We start from the raw sequence: 20169 nt of genomic DNA, 5'->3' as shown, positions 1-20169 counted from the left end.
GTCTTCTTCCCGCGGCTCAGAGCTTGCGCCCCTCAATGCGCAGCAACACACCCAGCAGGGGCCAGCACAGCAGACGGTCCGCCTCGCTGCCCCCCTCGAAACCCGGGAACATGGCCGACACATCCAGCGTAGTCACGGCCTGTCCCAGCTCCCGGGCCAGGAGCGCTGCCAGTTCGGCAGAGCGTGTACCGGCCTGCACGCTGATACGGTCCAGCATCAGCATAGGCCAGGTCCGGTCCCACAGATCCAGCGAGCGCTGGATCTCCACCACCAGACGCTGGGCCAAGTCAACGTCGTGCCCGACCTGGGCAAGCTCCAGATCGGCGTCGCCGCTACCGGCCCCAGGCGCTTGTCCCCAGGTGGCTTGCATGAAGCCTGCACCCAGGTCTATGCGGCGGGTGTAAAACAGCTCTTCGTTGGCACAGATGGTTAGCAGCGCCTGGCTGTCATCCACCATCACGATCGCGGCATGGGCCCGCTCGGCCGACCCAGAGCGCCTAGCCAGGGCTGACTGCAGATTCCGCTGCGCCAGATCCTGGATGTCGATGACCTCGACGTTGCAACGCGCCGCCTGGGCCGTCTGCATGAGCTCGCGGATCAGGGCGTTGGCGGCTGCCACCACGAAGATGCTGCCGGAAGCCCGGACCTTGTCATCGCCAACCTTGAGCACGTCCAGCGTGAGATCGTCCACATGCATGTTGACCATCTCCCGGATCTGCCAACGTGCGGCCTTGCGCAGCTCCTCGGGCGGAACCGCCGGCGCATCGATCTGCAGCATCTGGTACTGCGCCGGCCGCAGCATGGCCCGCGCTGTCTTGCCGCGCAAGCCCAGCGTCGTGAGCTGACGCGCGAGCTCATCACCCGGCTTGTCGCCCCTGGAGCGCAACACCCCGAAACGCTGCACCCGAAAGCGATCCACACCGTCCTGGCGCGCCTGAACATAGGCCAGAGCCTGGCCATCCCAGGCCAATACCAGCTGTTCGGTCTGCCGGGCACGCCGGCCGAAACGCGACAGGGTCAGCGCCACCGAAGCAGCTCCCGCATGCACGTCATCCCGAACAGTAAATCTTGATTCACCGGCATCATCTGGCAGACCATCTCTTTGATACTTGCACTGCTCATATTGTGCTCCGCTTTTCATAGCTGATCACAAAGGCAGGACGACACGGGAACACGTTTGCGTATTATTTGGCGAATTGTCCATCAAAACCCGAGCACCGCATCGCGCAGCCGTGCTCCACATCTTCGCAGTGACGAGAACGCAACGCCAGATTGGACGCACCGCCAAGGAAACACGCGACAAAGCAAAAAGCAGAGAGCCCCGGAGGGCTCTCTGCTTTTTTGTACCTGCGTCAGCGACAGTAGGCGCTGCCACTCATGGCCAGCGATTAAATGCCGATGATCGTAGCGGTAGCCGTCGCGCCCTTGGGCGATGTGACTGTGCAGCTCGTCGATACACCTGCCGCACCCACCGTACCCGCCAAGGTATACCCCGTGGGAACCCCGCCTTGAAGGATGGCGTCGGCTGCCGTCTGACAGCTCAGCGTCGCAGTTGCCGTACCTTTGGTCGAACTCGCACTACGCGCGGCATAGTTCACGGCACTGGCAGACGAAACCCCACCAGCAACACCCTGGACCGCAGCGGCATCGGCATCGGTGCTCAGATCAATGAACTTCGGAATCGCCACGGCAGCCAGAATGCCGAGGATCACGATCACCATCACTAGTTCGATCAGGGTAAAACCGCGTTGCTGCTTCATGACAGGCTCCAATCAGAAATTAACTTGCTAGGGGTACGGCACCAACAGAGGCCGCTATCACTTTCGTAGTATAGGCCCGAAGCTGCGACTTCGTACCCGCAGCGGCCTCGATTCGTGTGGAAAACGTCACACCCGACGGAGCGTTTACACAGGCCTGATTAGCCGCCCCCGCGCCCCATGGCCGCCTGGCCCAAGTTCCACAGGGGCAGGAAAACCCCGAGTGCGAGCAGCAGCACCAGCACGCCGATGAAGACCAGCAACACGGGCTCGATGGCCGTGGAGAGGCCCTTGATCGCGTAATCGGTGTCGCGTTCGTACATCTCGGCAATCTCGAACAGGAGCGAATCCAGCTCACCGGTTTCCTCGCCCACAGTCATCATCTGCAGCACGACGGGCGTAAAAACGCCGGTGGCCGCGGCACAACGGGAAATGCTCTCGCCGCGCTCGATGCCGGCACGCATCTGCTCGATGCGTGAAGCGATGTAGGCGTTGTCCACTGTCTGCGCCACCACGGTCAACGCCTGCACCAGGGGCACGCCGCTGCGACTGGACAGTGCAAAGCTGCGCGCAAAACGCGCCAACGTGGCCTTGAGGATGATAGGGCCGACAATGGGCAGGTTCAGCTTGCGCCGATCCCAGTTGTACCGCCCTTTCGGGTTTTGCAGGTAGGTACGCACCAGGACCACGGCTGCCGCGACCAGCGCCAGCAGCACCGGCCACCAGGCAATCATCCAGCTGGAGAAACCCAGCAGGCCACGCGTGATCAAAGGCAGCTGGGTATTGAAACCGGCAAAGACCTTGGCGAATACCGGCAGCACGAAGAGGTTGATGATGACCATCGCGAACAGCATGGCAATGATCACAAAGGTCGGGTAGCGCAGGGCCTGCTTGATGCGTGCTCGCACGTCACGCTCGAACTCCAAGTGTTCGGCCAGACTCAGAAAGACTTCCGTCAATCGCCCGGTCATCTCACCGACCCGCACCATGGCGACGTAAAAGGGGCCAAAGACCTTGGGGTGACGCGAGAGCGAAGTAGCCATGTCGCGCCCCTGGTCCAGGCTGCTACGCACGTCCTTGAGCACATTGATCATGGCGGGCTTCTCCGCAGAAGCCTCCAAACCGGCAAAAGCGCGGAGGATGGGCACGCCGGCCTTGTTCAGCGTGTACATCTGGCGCGAGAAGATCAGCACATCCTCAATGGCAATGGCACGGCGCTTCAGCTGTTCCCACCAGTTTTCAGAGGTACGCGCTTCTGGCGCGACCTGGATCTGTACCGGCACCAGCCCCAGGCCAAGCAACTGATCGGCCACGGCATCCTCGGTCATCGCCTCCAACTCCCCCTGGATCAACTCGCCATGGGTGTTGCGCCCTCGCCACAAATAGACAGCCATGGTTGGGTCTGGACCTAGTCTTCGAGGTCGTAGCCGACCCGCATGGCCTCAGCCAGGGAGGTGCGGCCCTGCCGTACCAGCTCCAGGGCATGATGGGTCAAGGTTTGCCCCGCCAGACGGGCGCGGGCCGCCTGCAGAAAGGCGGCGGGGTCGGAACGGCTGGCCGACTGCGTGAGTTCAGCATCCATTTCCAGCATCTCGTAAACACCCTGGCGACCGGCATAACCGGTGCCGTTGCAGGCGGAGCAGCCGCGGCCGCGCTTGGCATGGATCTGCTCACCCGGCTTAAGGAGGCCGGCCAGCCATACCGCCTCATGCGCATCCGGCTCATGCGGCTCGCTGCAGATGTCGCAATTCAGACGCACCAGGCGCTGAGCTACTACCGCCTGCAGCGAGGTCGCCACCATATAGGGCGGCACCCCCATGTCCAGCAGGCGGAAGGGGGAACTGGCCGCATCCCGCGTGTGCAGAGTGGAGAGCACCAGGTGCCCGGTGATGGCGGCCCGCAGGCCGATTTCGGCCGTCTCGGCGTCACGCATCTCACCGACCAGGATCACGTCCGGGTCCTGGCGCAGGGTCGAACGCAGGACTTTGGAGAACGTGAGTTCGATCTTGTCGTTGACCTGCACCTGGGTGATACCCGGCAGGCGGTATTCGACCGGGTCCTCGACGGTGATGACCTTGAGCTCGCTGGAATTCAGTTCGGCCAGTCCGGCATAGAGGGTCGTGCTCTTGCCAGAGCCGGTGGGGCCGGTCACCAGGATCAGACCCGAGGTGCGTCCCAGCAACTGGCGGAAACGCTGCAGCATGGCTGGCGGCATGCCGATGTTGCCCAGCTGGCGCACGCCGCCATCCAAGCTCAGCAGCCGCATGACCACCGACTCGCCATAGGTGCTGGGCATGGTGGACAGACGCACGTCGATGGTCTGCTCCTTCAGACGCACGCTGAAGCGTCCGTCCTGCGGCAGCCGTTTCTCCGAGATGTCCAGACCCGCCATGAGTTTGATGCGCTGAGCCAGAGCGGCACCAATGCGTTTCTCAGCCTGGGTCTGGGTCTGCAGCACACCGTCGACGCGCACGCGAATCTGCAAGCCGGATTCCATCGGCTCGATGTGGATGTCCGAGGCACCCACTTGGGTGGCATCCTCGAACAGCGACTGGAGCAGACGCACCACCGGCGCGCCTTCGGCACCGGCCGAGGCCGTCAGTTCACCGAAATCGACCGCATCGCCCAGATCCCTCTCAAGCGCGCGCGCCAGGCCACTGATCTCCTCGGTGCGGCGGTAAAGGCGATCGCAGGCCAAGGCCAGCTGACTTTCGGGCACGGCCGCAATTGCGACATTGCGCTTGAGCAGGCGGGTGATTTCGTCGTAGGCAAACAGGTCCAGCGGGTCGGCCATGGCCACCAGCAGGCTGTCGCCCTTGTCCTCGAGGACCAGGACACGAAAACGTCGCGCTGCCGACTCCGGCAGGAGCTTGACCACGTCACCGCGGAAAGGATAGGTCTTGAGGTTGATGAAAGGCACGCGCAGCTGACGCGCCAAGGCGTCAGCCAGCAATTCCTCGGTGATGACACCGCTCTCGATCAGCAGGCGCCCGACCTTGCGGCCGGTCTGCTGCTGCAATTCCAGCGTCTGCTGCAACTGCTCCTGGGAAATCAGGCGCTGCTGGACCAGCACGTCGCCCAGGCGCAACTTCTCCGGACGCCCGGCAGTGGCGCGCGCGCCGGCCGGCTTGGCAGATGCTGCTGCAGCCATGTTCATGAGTCAGTCCTTGAAGGGCACCATAACTATGAAAATAGTAGCATGGGCCGCCCAGTCCGGGTGGCCCCGTAGCGCACAGAAACGGCGAATCAGTGCAAATGTCGCGGTTTGCGGCCACCACCGTGACCGCTGCCGCCATGACCACCACCTGAACCCCGGGGCGGCTTGCCGATCTCCAGGGAACTGACCAGTGAATCAAAGCGCTGGCTGAACAGGCGATCGACCTCGCTCACCACACCGCTCAGCTCGGCCGCATCGAAGTGGCGCTCCATCAGGCTGATGACATCCTGAACCAGCAGATCACGCTGCACCTGCATGATGGCCGCCGGGTTGGGCCCCACGAAAAGCACCATGAAATCGTCGCGCGACTGGGCCTCGGGCTCAGCCTCGTCCTCGTCAAACTCGGTGTCGTAAAAGGTGATCTCGATGGCAGCGCCGGCCTGTGACAGTTCGTTGAGGCTCATGCACATCTCGTCCAGAGACTGGCGAAAATCTTCGTCACCGATCACGCTCCAGCACAGCTGGAGCATGTGCTCCTGGGCATCGAAGCGTATGCCCGGCTCGTCCTCGTAATGGCTGTGCGCGCCGTCAGCCAGCGAACGGGCGCCCGCATACTGCCATAAGGGCTTGAGCGCTTCCTGCAGCTGATCAAAGTCGACTTCAGTGCGCAGAAGCACCTGACCATGGACATGGATCTCAAAAGGGGCGTTGTAGCTTGCCATCGTGTTCTCTCTGTGCTGCCGTGCGCCAGTACTCAAACCAAGTCTGCATCTGCACAAGCCGGGATTGAACCCGCGCGCGCAGCGCGCTTCGTCAATACCGCCCCGTGGCGTGCCGGCTCGCCATCGTCAAACCGGCACTGAAAACTGGAATTATGGTGCCTCGAGCCGGAATCGAACCGGCACGCCCCATTTCTGGAAGCGGCGGATTTTAAGTCCGCTGTGTCTACCAATTTCACCATCGAGGCCGTGCCGCCCCCGCATTGTCCTGCAAAAGACGTGAGCAACCCATCCCACCCGCAGGGCTTGCGCAGAGGGGCAGGTCACCGGACATGTGAAATGGAGCGGGAGAAGAGTCTCGAACTCTCGACCTCAACCTTGGCAAGGTTGCGCTCTACCAACTGAGCTACTCCCGCATGGAGTCTGGAGGCGCGGGCCGGAGTCGAACCGACCTACACGGATTTGCAATCCGGTGCATAACCGCTTTGCTACCGCGCCAGAAGCATCAAAACGACCAGCCCGGAAGCCAGCCATTCCTTCAATAAAAAAGGGAAGCTTTTTTGCTTCCCTTTTCGGAATTTGGAGCGGGAAAAGAGTCTCGAACTCTCGACCTCAACCTTGGCAAGGTTGCGCTCTACCAACTGAGCTATTCCCGCGTTTCAAGCCTCAAATTATAGCGGTATTTTTTTGCTTTTGCAAAATGCCGCAAAAAATCTTGCTGCCGCCCGCAGGCTTAGTGCTTGATGGACTCCTGCACCGGCGCCGCAACGGGTGTGACCGGTGCGGCAACGGCAGGCTCCTCCTCCGGCAAGGGTGTCGGCTTGCGCTCCAGGGCGATCTCCAGCACCTTGTCGATCCACTTGACCGGCACGATGTCCAGGCCGCTCTTCACGTTGTCGGGGATCTCCTGCAGATCCTTGACGTTTTCCTCAGGGATCAACACCGTCTTGATACCGCCGCGCAATGCCGCCAGCAGCTTTTCCTTCAGGCCGCCAATGGCCGTGACTTCGCCGCGCAAGGTGATCTCACCTGTCATGGCAACATCACCGCGCACCGGAATCCCCGTCAGCGCCGACACCATGGCCGTGGTCATGGCCGCCCCCGCGCTGGGGCCGTCCTTGGGCGTGGCGCCGTCAGGCACGTGAATGTGCATGTCGCGCTTCTCAAAGTACTCGTCAGGGATGCCCAGTTGGCGGGAGCGGCTGCGCACCACGGTGCGCGCGGCCTCAACCGATTCCTTCATCACGTCGCCCAATGAGCCGGTGCGGGTGATCACACCCTTGCCCGGCATCAGCGCCGCCTCGATGGTCAGCAGATCACCGCCGACCTCGGTCCACGCAAGCCCGACCACCTGCCCGACTTGATTCTGCTGCTCGGCACGGCCATAGGTGTACTTGCGCACACCCAGATAGTCGTTGAGGTTCTCGGCCGAGACCTTGACCAGCGGCAGCAGCTTCTTGAGCTGCAGACCCTTCACCACCTTGCGGCAGATCTTGGAAATCTCGCGCTCGAGCGAACGCACACCGGCCTCGCGCGTGTAGTAACGCACGATGTCGCGCAAGGCGTCTTCGGCGATCAGCAGCTCTTCCTCCTTGACGCCGTTGTTCTTCAGCTGCTTGGGCAGCAGGTAGCGCTGGGCGATGTTGACCTTCTCGTCCTCGGTGTAACCCGACAGCCGGATGACCTCCATGCGGTCCAGCAGCGCCGGAGGGATGTTCATGGAGTTGGACGTCGCCACGAACATCACGTCGCTCAGGTCGAAGTCAACCTCCACGTAATGGTCGCCAAACTTGTTGTTCTGCTCCGGGTCCAGCACCTCCAGCAGCGCGCTGGAGGGATCGCCACGGAAGTCGGTGCCGAGCTTGTCGATTTCATCCAGCAGGAACAGCGGGTTGCGTGTGCCGGCCTTGGTCAGACTTTGCAGCACCTTGCCCGGCATGGCGCCGATATAGGTACGGCGATGGCCGCGGATCTCGGCCTCGTCACGCATGCCCCCCAGGGCCATGCGCACATACTTGCGGCCCGTGGCCTTGGCCACGGACTGTCCCAGCGAGGTCTTGCCCACGCCCGGCGGGCCGACCAGGCACAGGATGGGCGCCTTGACCTTGTCCACGCGTTGCTGTACAGCAAGATATTCAAGGATGCGGTCCTTGACCTTCTCCAGACCAAAGTGGTCTTCGTTGAGCACCTCTTCGGCATTGGCCAAGTCGTGCTTGATCTTGGTCTTCTTGCTCCACGGCAGGCCGACCAGCGTGTCGATGTAGTTACGCACCACAGTGGCCTCGGCCGACATGGGCGACATCAGCTTGAGCTTCTTGAGTTCGTTATCGGCCTTCTTGCGCGCCTCCGCCGGCATGCGGGCCGCCTTGATCTTCTTCTCGATCTCCTCGATGTCGGCCCCGTCCTCGCCCTCGCCCAGTTCCTTCTGGATGGCCTTGACCTGCTCGTTCAGATAGAAGTCGCGCTGGTTCTTCTCCATCTGGCGCTTGACGCGCCCACGGATACGCTTATCGACGTTGAGGATGTCGACCTCACGCTCGATCTGTTCGAACAGGTTCTCCAGACGTTCCTTGATGTCGGAAAGACTGAGCACCGTCTGCTTGTTTTCCAGCTTGAGCGGCAAGTGCGCAGCGATGGTGTCGGCCAGACGGCCCGGATCGTCGATGCTGGAGATCGAGGTCAGGATCTCGGGCGGGATCTTCTTGTTCAGCTTGACGTACTGGTCGAACTGCTGCATTACGGCCCGGCGCAGGGCCTCGATCTCACTGGTCTGACCGCGTTCGGTGCCACCGATTTCGGCCGGTGCCTGCACGGGTTTCACGGTAGCCGTGAAATGCGTCTCGCCTTCGACAATCTTCTCGACCAGGGCCCGTTGCTGGCCTTCGACCAGCACCTTCACGGTGCCGTCAGGCAGCTTGAGCATCTGCAGGATGGTGGAAACGCAGCCGACCTCGAACATGTCGGAGACTTGCGGCTCGTCCTTGGCGGCCGCTTTCTGCGCCACCAGCATGATGCGGCGCTCGGCCTCCATGGCCGATTCAAGTGCCTTGATGCTCTTGGGGCGGCCCACGAAGAGCGGGATCACCATGTGCGGAAAGATCACGACATCGCGCAGCGGCAGCAGCGGCAGCTCGATGGGGGTGGACGGCAGAGGGGTATGACCGGACATGGTGGAACCTTTGAAGGGTCTGCTGAATATGGATTACGAATGGATATTTTCAACCCGGCTTTGATAATAAGTCGGGCTGCGTCGTCATATCCATGAAGTTAGGACTGGAAAACCGCTTGTATCAGGCCTTTTTGGCGGCCTCGCGGTAAACCAGCAAGGGCGGCTTGCTTTCGTCGATGGTGGATTCTTCCACGACGACGCGCTCGACATTGCTCATGCCCGGCAGCTCGAACATAGTGTCGATCAGGGCCTGCTCCAGGATGGAGCGCAGGCCGCGTGCACCGGTCTTGCGCGTGAGCGCCTTACGGGCAATGGCCTTGAGCGCGGACGGACGGATTTCCAGGTCCACGCCCTCCATCGCAAACAGCTTGGCGTACTGCTTGACCAGGGCGTTCTTCGGCTCGGTCAGGATCTGCACCAGCGCGTCTTCGCTCAATTCGGCCAGGGTGGCAACCACCGGCATGCGCCCGACCAGCTCGGGGATCAGGCCGAACTTGATCAGGTCTTCGGGTTCGACTTCCTTGAACACCTCGGTCAGGCTGCGTTGCTGCTTGCTCTTGACCGCGGCGCCAAAGCCGATACCCGAGGACTCGGTACGGTTCTCGATCACCTTCTCCAGGCCGGCAAAGGCGCCACCGCAGATGAAAAGGATGTTGGTGGTGTCGATCTGGATGAAGTCCTGGTTCGGGTGCTTGCGCCCGCCCTGGGGCGGCACGCTGGCCATGGTGCCTTCAATGAGCTTGAGCAACGCCTGCTGCACACCCTCCCCTGACACGTCGCGCGTGATGGAGGGGTTGTCCGACTTGCGGGAAATCTTGTCGATTTCGTCGATGTAGACGATGCCGCGCTGGGCACGGTCCACTTCATAGTTGCAACTCTGCAGCAGCTTGGCGATGATGTTCTCGACATCCTCGCCCACATAACCGGCTTCGGTCAGCGTGGTGGCGTCGGCCATCACGAAAGGCACGTTGAGCTGGCGCGCCAGGGTCTGGGCCAGCAAGGTCTTGCCTGAGCCCGTGGGGCCGATCAGGAGGATGTTGCTCTTGGCGAGTTCAACCTCGTCCTTGCGGGCAGATTCCTTGTGCTGAAGACGCTTGTAGTGGTTGTAGACAGCCACCGCCAGCGTGCGCTTGGCGGCTTCCTGGCCGATCACATAGTTGTCCAGGTTGAGCTTGATCTCGGAGGGAGCGGGCAGATTGCTGCGCCCTTCGGTCGACTCGGTACTGGCCGGCAATTCGTCACGGATGATTTCGTTGCACAGCTCGATGCATTCGTCACAGACGAAGACCGAAGGACCGGCAATCAGCTTCTTGACCTCGTGCTGACTCTTGCCACAGAAAGAGCAGTACAGGGTTTTTTCGCTGGTAGAGCCTTTTTTCTCGGCCATGGGAGGAACGCCTTTTCGGTGTTTACCGAATCTATGATAACCAAGCGGCGCCCGCCCCGGTCACGGGACTGGCGCCAGAAAACAACAACCCGACAGGCGGCTCAGGGACGCTTGGCGATCACCTGATCGACCAGGCCGTAGTCCTTGGCCTCGTCGGCCGAGAGGTAATAGTCCCGCTCGGTGTCGCGCTCGATCTTGTCCAGGGGCTGACCAGTGCGCTCGGCCAGGATCTTGTTGAGCTGTTCGCGGGTCTTGAGGATCTCGCGGGCATGGATCTCGATTTCCGTGGCCTGGCCCTGGGTGCCGCCCAGCGGCTGATGGATCATGACCTTGGAATTGGGCAGCGAGAAGCGCTTGCCCTTGGCACCCGCAGCCAGCAGGAAAGCGCCCATGCTGGCAGCCATGCCCACGCACAGGGTGGACACGTCCGGCTTGATGAAGTTCATCGTGTCATAAATCGCCATGCCGGCGCTGACCGAACCGCCGGGCGAGTTGATATAGAAGGAGATGTCCTTGTCCGGGTTCTCGCTCTCTAGGAAGAGCAGCTGGGCCACCACCAGGTTGGCGGTCTGGTCATTGACCGGGCCCACCAGGAACACCACGCGCTCCTTGAGCAGGCGGGAATAGATGTCGTAGGAACGTTCGCCACGGCCGGACTGCTCGATCACCATGGGGATCATGCCGAGGGCCTGGGTGTCCAGGGCGCCGTTGTAGGCGGGATTTCGCAAGTTCATGTTCTCTCCAATTGATGAGTCTTACTGTACCGAAAATTTGCAGCCCAAAAGCAAGTGGGGCCTGTCCCCCGGACTACAAGCCCGGAACAAGCCCCACGAGCAGCATGGGATCAAATCGCGATCAGGCCTGGCCCATCAGTTCGTCGAAGGCAATGGTCTTTTCGCTGACCTTGGCCTTGGACAGCACGAAGTCGGTAACGTTGTTCTCGATCACCACGGCTTCGACCTCGGCCATGCGGCGGTTGTCGCCCAGGTACCAGCGCTTCACGTCTTCCGGGCGCTCATAGCTGGCGGCCAGTTCATCCACATGGGCCTTGATCTGGTCCGGGGTGGCGTGCAGGTTGTTCACGCGCACCAGCTCGGCCACCACCAGGCCCAGGCGCACACGGCGCTCGGCCTGCGGCTGGAACATTTCGCCGGGGATGGGAGCCTTGTCAGCGTCCTTGATGCCGCGCTGCTTGAGGTCCTCGCGCGCACCCTCGACCATGCGGTCGATTTCTGCCTGCACGATGGACTTGGGCAGATCCAGTTCCGCCTTGGCCGCCAATGCATCCATGGCAGCCTGCTTGTTACGTGCGGCCAAGCGCGACTTCACTTCACGCTCCAGGTTCTTCTTGATGTCGGCATGCAGGGCAGCCACGGTGCCTTCGGCCACACCCAGGGACTTGGCCAGTGCGTCATTGACTTCGGGCAGGTGGGCCGCCTCGATCTTTTTCAGGGTGACCATGAAGTCGGCGGTCTTGCCGGCCACGTCCTGGCCGTGGTAGTCAGCCGGGAATGCCAGCGGGAAGGTCTTGCTTTCGCCAGATTTCATGCCGCGCACGGCATCCTCGAACTCCTTGAGCATCTGGCCTTCGCCAACCAGAAACTGGAAGTCATCGGCCTTGCCGCCGGCAAAGGGCTCGCCGTCGATCTTGCCTTCGAAGTCCACCGTCACGCGGTCGCCGTCCTGGGCGGCGGCGTCCATGGCGCGCTGGGCAAAGGTGCGACGCTGCTTGCGCAGGATGTCCAGGGTCTTCTGGATGGCGGCTTCGCTCACTTCAGAGTTCAGTTTCTCGATCTCGGCACCGGCCAGGTCGCCGATCTTGACTTCCGGATAGACCTCGAACACAGCATCAAAGGCCACCTCGCCCTCGGACGCGCCTTCCTTCTCGGTGATCTTGGGCTGGCCGGCCACACGCAGCTTGGCTTCATTGGCGGCCTGGCTGAAGGCCTCACCGACCTTGTCGTTCAGCACTTCGTAGTGCACGGAATAGCCGTAGCGCTGGGTCACCACGTTCATCGGCACCTTGCCGGGACGGAAACCGTCCATCTTGACGGTGCGTGCCAGCTTCTTGAGGCGCGTATCGACTTCGGACTGGATGACCGCCAGCGGCAGGCTCAGGGTGATCTTGCGCTCGAGCTTCTCAAGGGTTTCAACGGTAACGGCCATGATGCAAACACTCCAAAAAATTCAAAAACGGGGACGGCTGGCAGCCGCACTCCCGGCCGGTCCGGCCGCCCTACGAGCTGTCCGGACTGGTGCGCGGGGGGGGACTCGAACCCCCACACCATTGCTGGCGTCAGGACCTAAACCTGGTGCGTCTACCAATTTCGCCACCCGCGCGGGAACAAAAATGGGGAGGTCACAGACAGACCTCCCCGATGAAATCGGTCAACCGGCTATTTTAACCTGCCGGGGCCGGCGTTTCCCGCCTGAGCCTGGCCCCGGTTTCAAGCCGAGGCTGGAACCTGACGTTTGACCCGGAACCAGACGGGGCTCGCACTACCGCGCGGCCCGCTTTGCGATCTCAGGGCAACGCCGGTGTTTCGCGCTTCACGCGAAACCATGCGGCGTACATGGCCGGCAAGGCCAGCAAGGTCAGCACGGTGGCGACGATCAAACCGCCCATGATGGCCACGGCCATGGGGCCCCAGAAGACCGAGCGCGACAGCGGGATCATGGCCAGCACGGCAGCAGCGGCAGTCAGCACGATGGGGCGCAGACGGCGCACGGCGGACTCCACGATGGCGTCCCAGGCCGGGATCCCGGCGGCACGGTCCTGCTCGATCTGGTCGATCAAGATGACAGAGTTGCGCTGGATCATGCCCATGAGGGCAATCACGCCCAGCAGGGCCACGAAACCGAAGGGACGGTTGAGCAACAACAACGCGCCAGCCACCCCGGCCAAGCCCAGCGGACCGGTCAGGAAAACCAGCATGGCACGGCTGAAACTCTGCAACTGCAACATCAGCAGCGTGAAAGTGATGAAAAGCATCAGGGGCATGCCGGCGGCGATCGAACCCGTGCCCTTGCTGCTTTCCTCCACCGCGCCCGCCACCTCGATGCGGTAGCCGTTGAGGCCAGCGGCATGCCATTTGGACTCCAGCGCGCGCAGCGAAGGCAGCAACTCGGCCGTCAGGGTCGCGCCCTGCATGCCTTCCACGGCATCGGACTGCACGGTGATGCCGAACTCGCGGTTCTCGCGCCACATCACGCCCGGCTCCCAGGTGAAGACCGGCTTGGCAATCTGCGTCAAAGGAATGGAGCGACCACTGGCGGTAGGCAGGTAGGCGTTGGCCAGATCGGTGATGGCGTTGCGCTCGTCCAGCGGCTGGCGCAGCACGATATCGATCAGCTTGTCACCTTCGCGGTACTGGCCTACGTTCTGGCCACTGAGCAGCGTGCGCGCAGCCTGAGCGATGGACTGGCTGCTCACCCCCAGCGCGCGCGCCTTGGCCTGGTCGACCTCCAGGCGCAGCACCTTGACCGACTCGTTCCAGTTGTCGTTGACGCCGCGCGTATTGGCGCTCTCGCGCATGACGGCCTTGACCTCGTCGGCGCGCGCGCGCAGCACAGCCGGATCGCCGCCAACCACGCGGAACTGCACCGGATAGGGTACAGGCGGGCCATTGGGCAGCAGCTTCACGCGGCCGCGCACTTCAGGGAATTCCTGGGCCAGCAGGGCAGGCAGTTGCACGCGCAGCGTTTCACGCGTCTTCAGGTCTTTGGGCAGGACGATGAATTGCGAGACATTGGTCTGCGGGAAGACCTGGTCCAGCGGCAGGTAAAAACGCGGCACGCCCGAGCCTACCCAGGTGCTCACCGCATTCACACCCGGCAGCGCCAGCAGGCGCTTCTCCACGCGCTTCGTCGTTTCCTCGTTGGCTGTGAAAGAGGTACCTTCCGGGAACCAGATGTCCATCAGGATTTCCGGCCGGCTCGAATCAGGAAAGAATTGCTGCTGCACCTTGCCCATGCCGGCAATGCCCAACGCAAAGGTCAGCACCGTGGCGCCGATGGTGAGCCAGCGGTGCTGCACACACCAGTTCACGACGGCGCGAAAGCGCTGATAAAACGGTGTGTCGAAATGCTCGTGCGGACCACCCGCCGGATCCGGCTGGGCCGATGCATGGTGCGGCTGGGCCTTGAGCAGCAGCGTGCCCAGGTAGGGCACGAAGTAGACCGACACGATCCAGCTCAGTACCAGGGCCAGCGCGGTCACGCCGAAGATGGCGAAGGTGTACTCGCCCACGGACGACTTGGCCATGCCGATGGGCAGGAAACCGGCCGCCGTGATCAACGTGCCCGTGAGCATAGGCATGGCGGTAATCTCGTAGGCGAAGGTGGCTGCGCGCACCTTGTCGTAGCCCTCTTCCATCTTGCGGACCATCATCTCCACGGCGATGATGGCATCGTCCACCAGCAGGCCCAGGGCGATGATCAGCGAACCCAGCGAAATCTTGTGCAGACCGATGCCCCAGTACTGCATGCCCAGGAAGGTCAGCGCCAGCACCAGGGGAATGGTGATGCCCACCACGAGGCCGGGCCGCATGTCCACGTAGTAGCGCTTCCACAGCGGCAGGTGTTGAGAGTTCTCGTGCTTGTGGAAACCCAGGCTGATGAAACTGACCACCAGCACGATCATCACAGCTTCGATCAGCACACCGACAAACTCGTTGACGGACGTCGCCACCGCCTTGGGCTGGTCCTGCAGCTGCACCAGCTCGATGCCAGCGGGCAGGTTCTTTTCAATGCGGTCCGTGGTCTTGCGCAGCGACTTCCCCAGCGCGATGATGTCGCCGCCCTTGGCCATGGAAATTCCCAGGGCGATGACCTGCTTGCCCTGGTGCCGTACCTTGATGCTGGCCGGGTCCACATAACCCCGCTTGATCTCTGCAATGTCGCCCAAGCGCAGTTGGTTGCCCGTGCTGCCGCGGATGGGCATGGCGCGCAACTGGTCCACGGCCTCGAACTGGCCGGCCACACGCACCTGTACCACGTCCAGCGGCGTCTGCACGGCACCGGCGCTCTCCACCGCATTCTGCTGGCCCAGCTGGGCCAGCACCTGGTTCAGGTCCAGACCGAGTTGTGAGAGGCGCTTCTGAGAAATCTCGATATAGAGCTTCTCGTCCTGCACGCCGAACAGTTCCACCTTGGCCACGTCGGACACGCGCAGCAGTTGCTGGCGCACGTCATCGGCAAAGACCTTCACCTCGGCATCGCTGAAACCGTCGGCCTCCAACGCGTAGATCACGCCGTAGACGTCACCGAACTCGTCGTTGAAGAAAGGGCCCTGGATACCGCCGGGCAACGTGGCCCGCATGTCGCCGATCTTCTTGCGCACGGTGTACCAGGTGTTGGCCACCGCGGCCGCCTGGGTCGAATCCTTGAGCTGAAAGATGATCTGCGATTCACCGGGCTTGGAGTAGCTGCGGATCTTGTCGGAACCCGGCACCTCCTGCAGGGTGCGCTCGATCTTGTCAGTGACCTGCTCGGCCACCTGCTGCGCCGTGGCGCCAGGCCAGTAGGTGCGCACCACCATGGCACGAAAGGTGAAGGGTGGATCCTCGTCCTGGCCCAGCTGGAAATAGGCGGCAAAGCCCAGCACCATGAGCACCACCAGCAAATAGCGCGTGAGCGCCGGATGTTCGATGGCCCAGCGCGAGAGGTTGAAGCTGGTCGATGCCTGTTCTGTGGAACTCATGCGCGCCTCACTTGCTTGCAGCCGAAGCTGCGGCTGCGTTGCCCAGCGTAGCGTTCACGGCGGTCTGCGGCTGGCTGGTCAAAGTAGAGGCGGTCTTCTCATGGTAGATCGTCACTTTCTGCCCGGGCGAGAGCACGTGCACGCCCGCCGAGACCACCAGCTGCCCATCCTTCAGGCCACCCGCCACCACGGCCTCGTTGCCGTCGGCGGTTGCGATCTGCACCGGCTGCGAAGCGACCGTCATGGTCTTGGTGTCCAGCACCCAGACCGCCGTGGACTGGCCGTCCTGGCGCAGGGCGCTGGTCGGCAGCTTGATGGCAGCCATCCGTTGTTCGTTACGCAGCTTGGGGAAAATCGTGACCGTCGCGCCCAGGGGCGGCGGCTGCTTGCCTTCCAGCGCCACCTTGACCTGGTAGGTGCGTGTCACCGGGTCTGCACTGGCCGAAACCTCGCGCACGCGACCGGCCAGCTGGGTCTGGCCAGGCCAGACCCGCACGTCCACCGCACTACCCTGGCGCATCATGGCCAGCTTGTCTTCCGGAACTGCGAAGACCGCATCGCGCGGGCCATCCTGGGCCACGCGCACCACCGTCAGGCCGGCGCTGACCACCTGGCCAGGCTCGGCCTCGACAGCCGTCACCACACCGGCGGCATCGGCCACCAGCGTCGTGTAACTGCCCTGGTTGCGCTGGGAGGCCAGTTGCGCCTGAGCCTGGTCGACCTGGGCCTGCGCCGCCTTGAGCGCGGCGTCACGCCGTTCCAGCTCGGCCCCGCTGATGAAGTTCTGCTCCCGCAGTTCCTTGAACCGCTTGTAGTCGGCAGCCGCCAGGTCGCGATTGGTCACCGCAGCCCCCATCTGGGCCTGGGCGGCATCCGTCGCCAGACGATAGTCCTGCGGGTCGAGCCGGGCCAGCACCTGCCCCGCCTTGACCCGTTCTCCCAACTCGACCTCCCGGCGCACCAGCTTGCCGGCCACCCGGAAGCCCAGGCGTGATTCGATGCGCGGCCGCACCTCACCCGAGAACTCCTGCGTGGCGTTCAGGCTCGCACTGCGCACCGTCATGATCTTGACGGCCCGTACTGGCTCTTCCGGGGGGGCCGCAGGGGAGCAGGCGATCAGAATGAAAGCCGTCATAGGCAACAGCGCCGCCAGGGCGACGCGCCTGGGCCAGTGGAAACGTGTATCGGACATGGCGGGGGTTCCGGAAGTGGGTTTTAAATTAATAACCGATTGGTCAGTAATCTAGGTAAAAACCCGATCTATGTCAAGCCGGGCGAAAATCCCCAGCGTGAACAAGCCCATCCCCCCCCGACCGGTCGAGCATTACGAGAACTTCCCCGTGGCCTCCTGGTTGTGTCCCCCACGACTGCGCCCCCCCATCGCCGCCATCTACCACTACGCCCGCACGGCCGATGACATCGCCGATGAAGGTGATGCCTCGGCCCAGCAGCGTCTGGACGATCTGAGCGCCTACAGGCAAGACCTGCTGGCCCTGGCCCAGGGTCAGGCCCATAGCGGACGTTGGCCGCAGGTCTTCGACCCGCTGGCCGCCGTTCTGGCGACTTTTCATCTGCCCATCCCCCTGCTGGACGACCTGCTCGACGCCTTTGCCCAGGACGTGCGCAAGACCCGTGACCAGGCAAGTTACGCAGACCCGGCGGAATTGCTGGACTACTGCCGCCGCTCGGCCAACCCGGTAGGCCGTCTGTTGTTGCACCTCTATGGCGTACAAGACGAGACCGCGCTGCGCGAGAGCGACGCCATCTGCAGTGCCCTGCAGCTCATCAACTTCTGGCAGGACCTCAGCCGCGACATCCCGCGTGGCCGCCACTACCTGACAGATGCCGACTGCGTTGCACATGGTGTGCGGCGCGCTGAACTGGCCACCCTTGCGCCTACACCCGGCATACTGGCCCTGATCGCATCGCAGGTCAGTGCTGCGCGCGCCCTCATGCAACAAGGCGCACCGCTGGTACACCGCATTCCGGGCCGCGCCGGCTGGGAACTGCGCCTGGTGGTGCAGGGTGGCCTGCGCATCCTGGACAAGATCGATGCCCTGGGCTTCAACAGCCTGCAGCACCGCCCCACGGTCGGCGCGGCCGATGCCCCGCTGCTGCTCTGGCGCAGCCTGCGCATGTGAAGCAGCGACAATGCGCCCCATGACGCCCGAGCAATACGTCCAGCAAAAAGCCGCCGCCTCCGGCAGCAGCTTCTACTACGCCTTTCTTTTCCTGCCCAAACCGCGGCGCGCCGCCATCACGGCTTTCTACGCCTTCTGTCGCGAGGTGGACGACGTGGTAGACGAGGTTTCCGACCCCGGCGTGGCCCAGACCAAGCTGGCCTGGTGGGAGGCCGAGGTCAGCCGCGCCTATGCAGGTCAACCCACGCATCCGGTCTTGCAGGCCCTGCTGCCGCATACCGCCACCTATGGCATCGAGGCGCGCCACCTGCTGGCCGTGATCGAAGGTTGCCAGATGGACCTGCAGCAGACCCGCTACTTGGACTACCCGGGCCTGCAGCGCTACTGCCACCTGGTGGCCGGAGTGGTAGGCGAAGTGGCGGCGCGCATCTTCGGCCAGACCCAGGAACAGACCACACGCTACGCACACACCCTGGGCCTGGCCTTCCAGCTCACCAACATCATCCGTGACGTCGGCGAGGACGCGCTGCGCGGCCGCATCTACCTTCCGGTCAACGAGCTGCAGCAGTTCGACGTCAAGGCTCACGAGGTGCTCAACCGCCAGTACTCGGAGCGTTTCGCGGCCTTGATGAAGTTCCAGACCGCGCGAGCCCACCTGCTCTACGACGAGGCCCTGGCCATGCTGCCGGACGTGGACCGCCGCGCCCAGAAACCGGGGCTGATGATGGCCAGCATCTACCGCACCCTGCTGCGCGAGATTGAGCACGACAACTTCCAGGTGCTGCACCAGCGCACCAGCCTCACGCCCCTGCGCAAGCTCTGGCTCGCCTGGCGCGTGCAGGCTTTGGGGAAGCTTTGAAGATCGCCGTCGTCGGCGCCGGCTGGGCCGGCATGGCCGCCGCCGTACAGGCCGCGCAGGATGGCCATACCGTCACCGTCTTCGAAGCCGCGCGCACCCTGGGCGGGCGCGCGCGCGCCGTCGAGGCGGTGCTGCCCGATGGTCGTGCACTCACGGTGGACAACGGCCAGCATATCCTGATCGGCGCCTACACCGAGAGCCAGCGCCTCATGCGCGCCGTGGGCGTGGACCCCGAAGCCGCGCTGCGACGCGTGCCCCTGACCCTGCAATTCCCCGACGGCGCCGGCCTGCGCCTGCCCGACCTGCCCGTGCCGCTGGACGTGCTGGCCGGCATCCTGCGCAACCGGGCCTGGCCGCTACGCGAACGCCTGGGCCTGCTGCGCGCTGCCGCTGGCTGGAAGCTCGCGCGCTTCGAATGCGCGCCCACGCTCTCCGTGGCCGAGCTCTGCCGCACGCTGGGCCCGCATGTCATGCAGGAGCTGATCGAGCCCCTGTGCGTCTCGGCGCTCAACACACCGGCCCACCAGGCCAGTGCGCAGGTTTTCCTGCGCGTGCTGCACGACGCGCTCTTCGCTGTGCGCGGCGGCTCGCAGTTGCTGTTGCCGCGCCTGGACCTGGGCGCCCTCTTCCCACAGGCCGCCGCGCGCTGGCTGCAGTCGCGCGGCGCCACGGTGCGTACCGGCGCACGCATCACAAGCCTGCTGCGCGAAGGCACGCACTGGCAGCTTGACGGCGAGAGCTTCGACACCGTGCTGCTGGCCTGCACCCCCACCGAGGCCGCACGCCTGGTCGCGCCGCTGAACGCCACCTGGGCTGCCACGGCCGAAGCCTTGCACTTCGAAGCCATCGCCACTGTCTACGCCTGGGCACAGGATGCACGGCTGGCCACCCCCATGCTGGCCCTGCGCCACGACGCGCAGCATCCCGCGCAGTTCGTCTTCGACCGTGGCCAGCTCGGCGGCCCCGCCGGCCTGCTGGCCTTGGTGGTCAGTGCCAGCCACGGCGATCGCGATGCCTTGCAAGCACAGGTGCTGGCACAGGCGCGCACGCAACTGGGCCTCGACTTGCAGGCAGTACAGACGGTCGTCGAAAAACGCGCCACTTTCGCCTGTACGCCCGGCCTGCGGCGCCCGCCTCAGTCCATCGCACTGGGCCTCTTGGCCTGCGGCGATTACGTCGAAGGTCCCTACCCCGCCACGCTGGAGGGCGCGGTGCGCAGCGGTCTGGCGGCGGTGCGGGCCCTCGCCAAGTGATACAAAGTGATATGAGACCAGCGCCC

The 20169-nt window shown here is 63.5% G+C and carries 14 protein-coding genes and 5 tRNA genes; 3 read left to right on the top strand and 16 right to left on the bottom strand.

The window, feature by feature from the left end:
• Positions 1 to 16 precede the first annotated feature (16 nt).
• From pilM to AC07NT_RS04530, 16 genes are all read right to left on the bottom strand, one after another.
• Complete coding sequence (gene pilM / locus AC07NT_RS04605; protein ID WP_498597607.1) at positions 17 to 1027, bottom strand: pilus assembly protein PilM; 1011 nt, start codon at positions 1025 to 1027, stop codon at positions 17 to 19.
• Positions 1028 to 1388: 361 nt separating this feature from the next.
• Positions 1389 to 1760: a pilin gene (locus tag AC07NT_RS04600; RefSeq protein WP_498597608.1), complete on the bottom strand. Its 372-nt coding sequence runs from the start codon at positions 1758 to 1760 to the stop codon at positions 1389 to 1391.
• Between the two features lie 158 nt (positions 1761 to 1918).
• Positions 1919 to 3151: a type II secretion system F family protein gene (locus AC07NT_RS04595; RefSeq protein WP_498597609.1), complete on the bottom strand. Its 1233-nt coding sequence runs from the start codon at positions 3149 to 3151 to the stop codon at positions 1919 to 1921.
• A gap of 14 nt (positions 3152 to 3165) precedes the next feature.
• A complete protein-coding gene (locus AC07NT_RS04590; protein ID WP_498597610.1) occupies positions 3166 to 4914 on the bottom strand; it encodes a GspE/PulE family protein in 1749 nt (582 codons plus the stop codon).
• A gap of 89 nt (positions 4915 to 5003) precedes the next feature.
• Entirely contained in the window at positions 5004 to 5636 is a 633-nt protein-coding gene (locus AC07NT_RS04585) for a DUF6806 family protein (protein ID WP_498597611.1), read from the bottom strand.
• 153 nt (positions 5637 to 5789) lie between these two features.
• Positions 5790 to 5881 (bottom strand) — tRNA-Leu (locus AC07NT_RS04580).
• 92 nt (positions 5882 to 5973) lie between these two features.
• Positions 5974 to 6049: transfer RNA gene (locus AC07NT_RS04575), tRNA-Gly, on the bottom strand.
• An 8-nt stretch (positions 6050 to 6057) separates the two neighbouring features.
• Positions 6058 to 6131: transfer RNA gene (locus AC07NT_RS04570), tRNA-Cys, on the bottom strand.
• Between the two features lie 82 nt (positions 6132 to 6213).
• Positions 6214 to 6289, bottom strand: a tRNA-Gly gene (locus AC07NT_RS04565).
• 77 nt (positions 6290 to 6366) lie between these two features.
• Positions 6367 to 8802 carry an endopeptidase La gene (lon, locus tag AC07NT_RS04560; RefSeq protein ID WP_498597612.1) on the bottom strand — a complete coding sequence of 812 codons (2436 nt, stop codon included), beginning with the start codon at positions 8800 to 8802 and terminating at the stop codon, positions 6367 to 6369.
• A 121-nt stretch (positions 8803 to 8923) separates the two neighbouring features.
• Positions 8924 to 10189, bottom strand: coding sequence for an ATP-dependent Clp protease ATP-binding subunit ClpX (gene clpX, locus AC07NT_RS04555; protein WP_498597613.1), 1266 nt, complete (start codon positions 10187 to 10189; stop codon positions 8924 to 8926).
• Positions 10190 to 10290: 101 nt separating this feature from the next.
• On the bottom strand, positions 10291 to 10923 hold the full coding sequence (gene clpP / locus AC07NT_RS04550; protein WP_498597614.1) for an ATP-dependent Clp endopeptidase proteolytic subunit ClpP: 633 nt from the start codon (positions 10921 to 10923) through the stop codon (positions 10291 to 10293).
• A gap of 121 nt (positions 10924 to 11044) precedes the next feature.
• Positions 11045 to 12355, bottom strand: a complete 1311-nt coding sequence (gene tig, locus AC07NT_RS04545) for a trigger factor (RefSeq protein WP_498597615.1) — start codon at positions 12353 to 12355, stop codon at positions 11045 to 11047.
• Between the two features lie 87 nt (positions 12356 to 12442).
• Positions 12443 to 12529 (bottom strand) — tRNA-Leu (locus AC07NT_RS04540).
• Between the two features lie 184 nt (positions 12530 to 12713).
• Entirely contained in the window at positions 12714 to 15890 is a 3177-nt protein-coding gene (locus AC07NT_RS04535; protein ID WP_498597616.1) for an efflux RND transporter permease subunit, read from the bottom strand.
• Between the two features lie 7 nt (positions 15891 to 15897).
• A complete protein-coding gene (locus AC07NT_RS04530) occupies positions 15898 to 17082 on the bottom strand; it encodes an efflux RND transporter periplasmic adaptor subunit (RefSeq protein WP_498597617.1) in 1185 nt (394 codons plus the stop codon).
• 70 nt (positions 17083 to 17152) lie between these two features.
• Here AC07NT_RS04530 and hpnC point away from each other — a divergent pair, with 70 nt between their 5' ends.
• From hpnC to hpnE, 3 genes are read left to right on the top strand one after another with little or no spacing between them, the layout of a single operon-like run.
• A complete protein-coding gene (hpnC, locus tag AC07NT_RS04525) occupies positions 17153 to 18031 on the top strand; it encodes a squalene synthase HpnC (protein WP_498597618.1) in 879 nt (292 codons plus the stop codon).
• A 19-nt stretch (positions 18032 to 18050) separates the two neighbouring features.
• Complete coding sequence (gene hpnD / locus AC07NT_RS04520; protein WP_498597619.1) at positions 18051 to 18890, top strand: presqualene diphosphate synthase HpnD; 840 nt, start codon at positions 18051 to 18053, stop codon at positions 18888 to 18890.
• Positions 18887 to 20143: a hydroxysqualene dehydroxylase HpnE gene (gene hpnE / locus AC07NT_RS04515; protein ID WP_498597620.1), complete on the top strand. Its 1257-nt coding sequence runs from the start codon at positions 18887 to 18889 to the stop codon at positions 20141 to 20143. Before hpnD ends, hpnE begins: the two co-directional genes overlap by 4 nt.
• The last annotated feature ends 26 nt before the right edge of the window (positions 20144 to 20169 follow it).

This window comes from Hylemonella sp. GW821-FHT10B10, assembly GCF_059415585.1.
This window is presented reverse-complemented; position numbering and strand designations above follow the sequence as displayed.

Excerpts from the sequence above, each read along its gene's own strand:
- AC07NT_RS04600 (WP_498597608.1), bottom strand. The coding sequence starts at position 1,760 with ATGAAGCAGCAACGCGGTTTTACCCTGATCGAACTAGTGATGGTGATC.
- AC07NT_RS04595 (WP_498597609.1), bottom strand. The coding sequence starts at position 3,151 with ATGGCTGTCTATTTGTGGCGAGGGCGCAACACCCATGGCGAGTTGATC.
- AC07NT_RS04590 (WP_498597610.1), bottom strand. The coding sequence starts at position 4,914 with ATGAACATGGCTGCAGCAGCATCTGCCAAGCCGGCCGGCGCGCGCGCC.
- AC07NT_RS04585 (WP_498597611.1), bottom strand. The coding sequence starts at position 5,636 with ATGGCAAGCTACAACGCCCCTTTTGAGATCCATGTCCATGGTCAGGTG.
- lon (WP_498597612.1), bottom strand. The coding sequence starts at position 8,802 with ATGTCCGGTCATACCCCTCTGCCGTCCACCCCCATCGAGCTGCCGCTG.
- clpX (WP_498597613.1), bottom strand. The coding sequence starts at position 10,189 with ATGGCCGAGAAAAAAGGCTCTACCAGCGAAAAAACCCTGTACTGCTCT.
- clpP (WP_498597614.1), bottom strand. The coding sequence starts at position 10,923 with ATGAACTTGCGAAATCCCGCCTACAACGGCGCCCTGGACACCCAGGCC.
- tig (WP_498597615.1), bottom strand. The coding sequence starts at position 12,355 with ATGGCCGTTACCGTTGAAACCCTTGAGAAGCTCGAGCGCAAGATCACC.
- AC07NT_RS04535 (WP_498597616.1), bottom strand. The coding sequence starts at position 15,890 with ATGAGTTCCACAGAACAGGCATCGACCAGCTTCAACCTCTCGCGCTGG.
- AC07NT_RS04530 (WP_498597617.1), bottom strand. The coding sequence starts at position 17,082 with ATGTCCGATACACGTTTCCACTGGCCCAGGCGCGTCGCCCTGGCGGCG.
- hpnC (WP_498597618.1), top strand. The coding sequence starts at position 17,153 with ATGTCAAGCCGGGCGAAAATCCCCAGCGTGAACAAGCCCATCCCCCCC.
- hpnD (WP_498597619.1), top strand. The coding sequence starts at position 18,051 with ATGACGCCCGAGCAATACGTCCAGCAAAAAGCCGCCGCCTCCGGCAGC.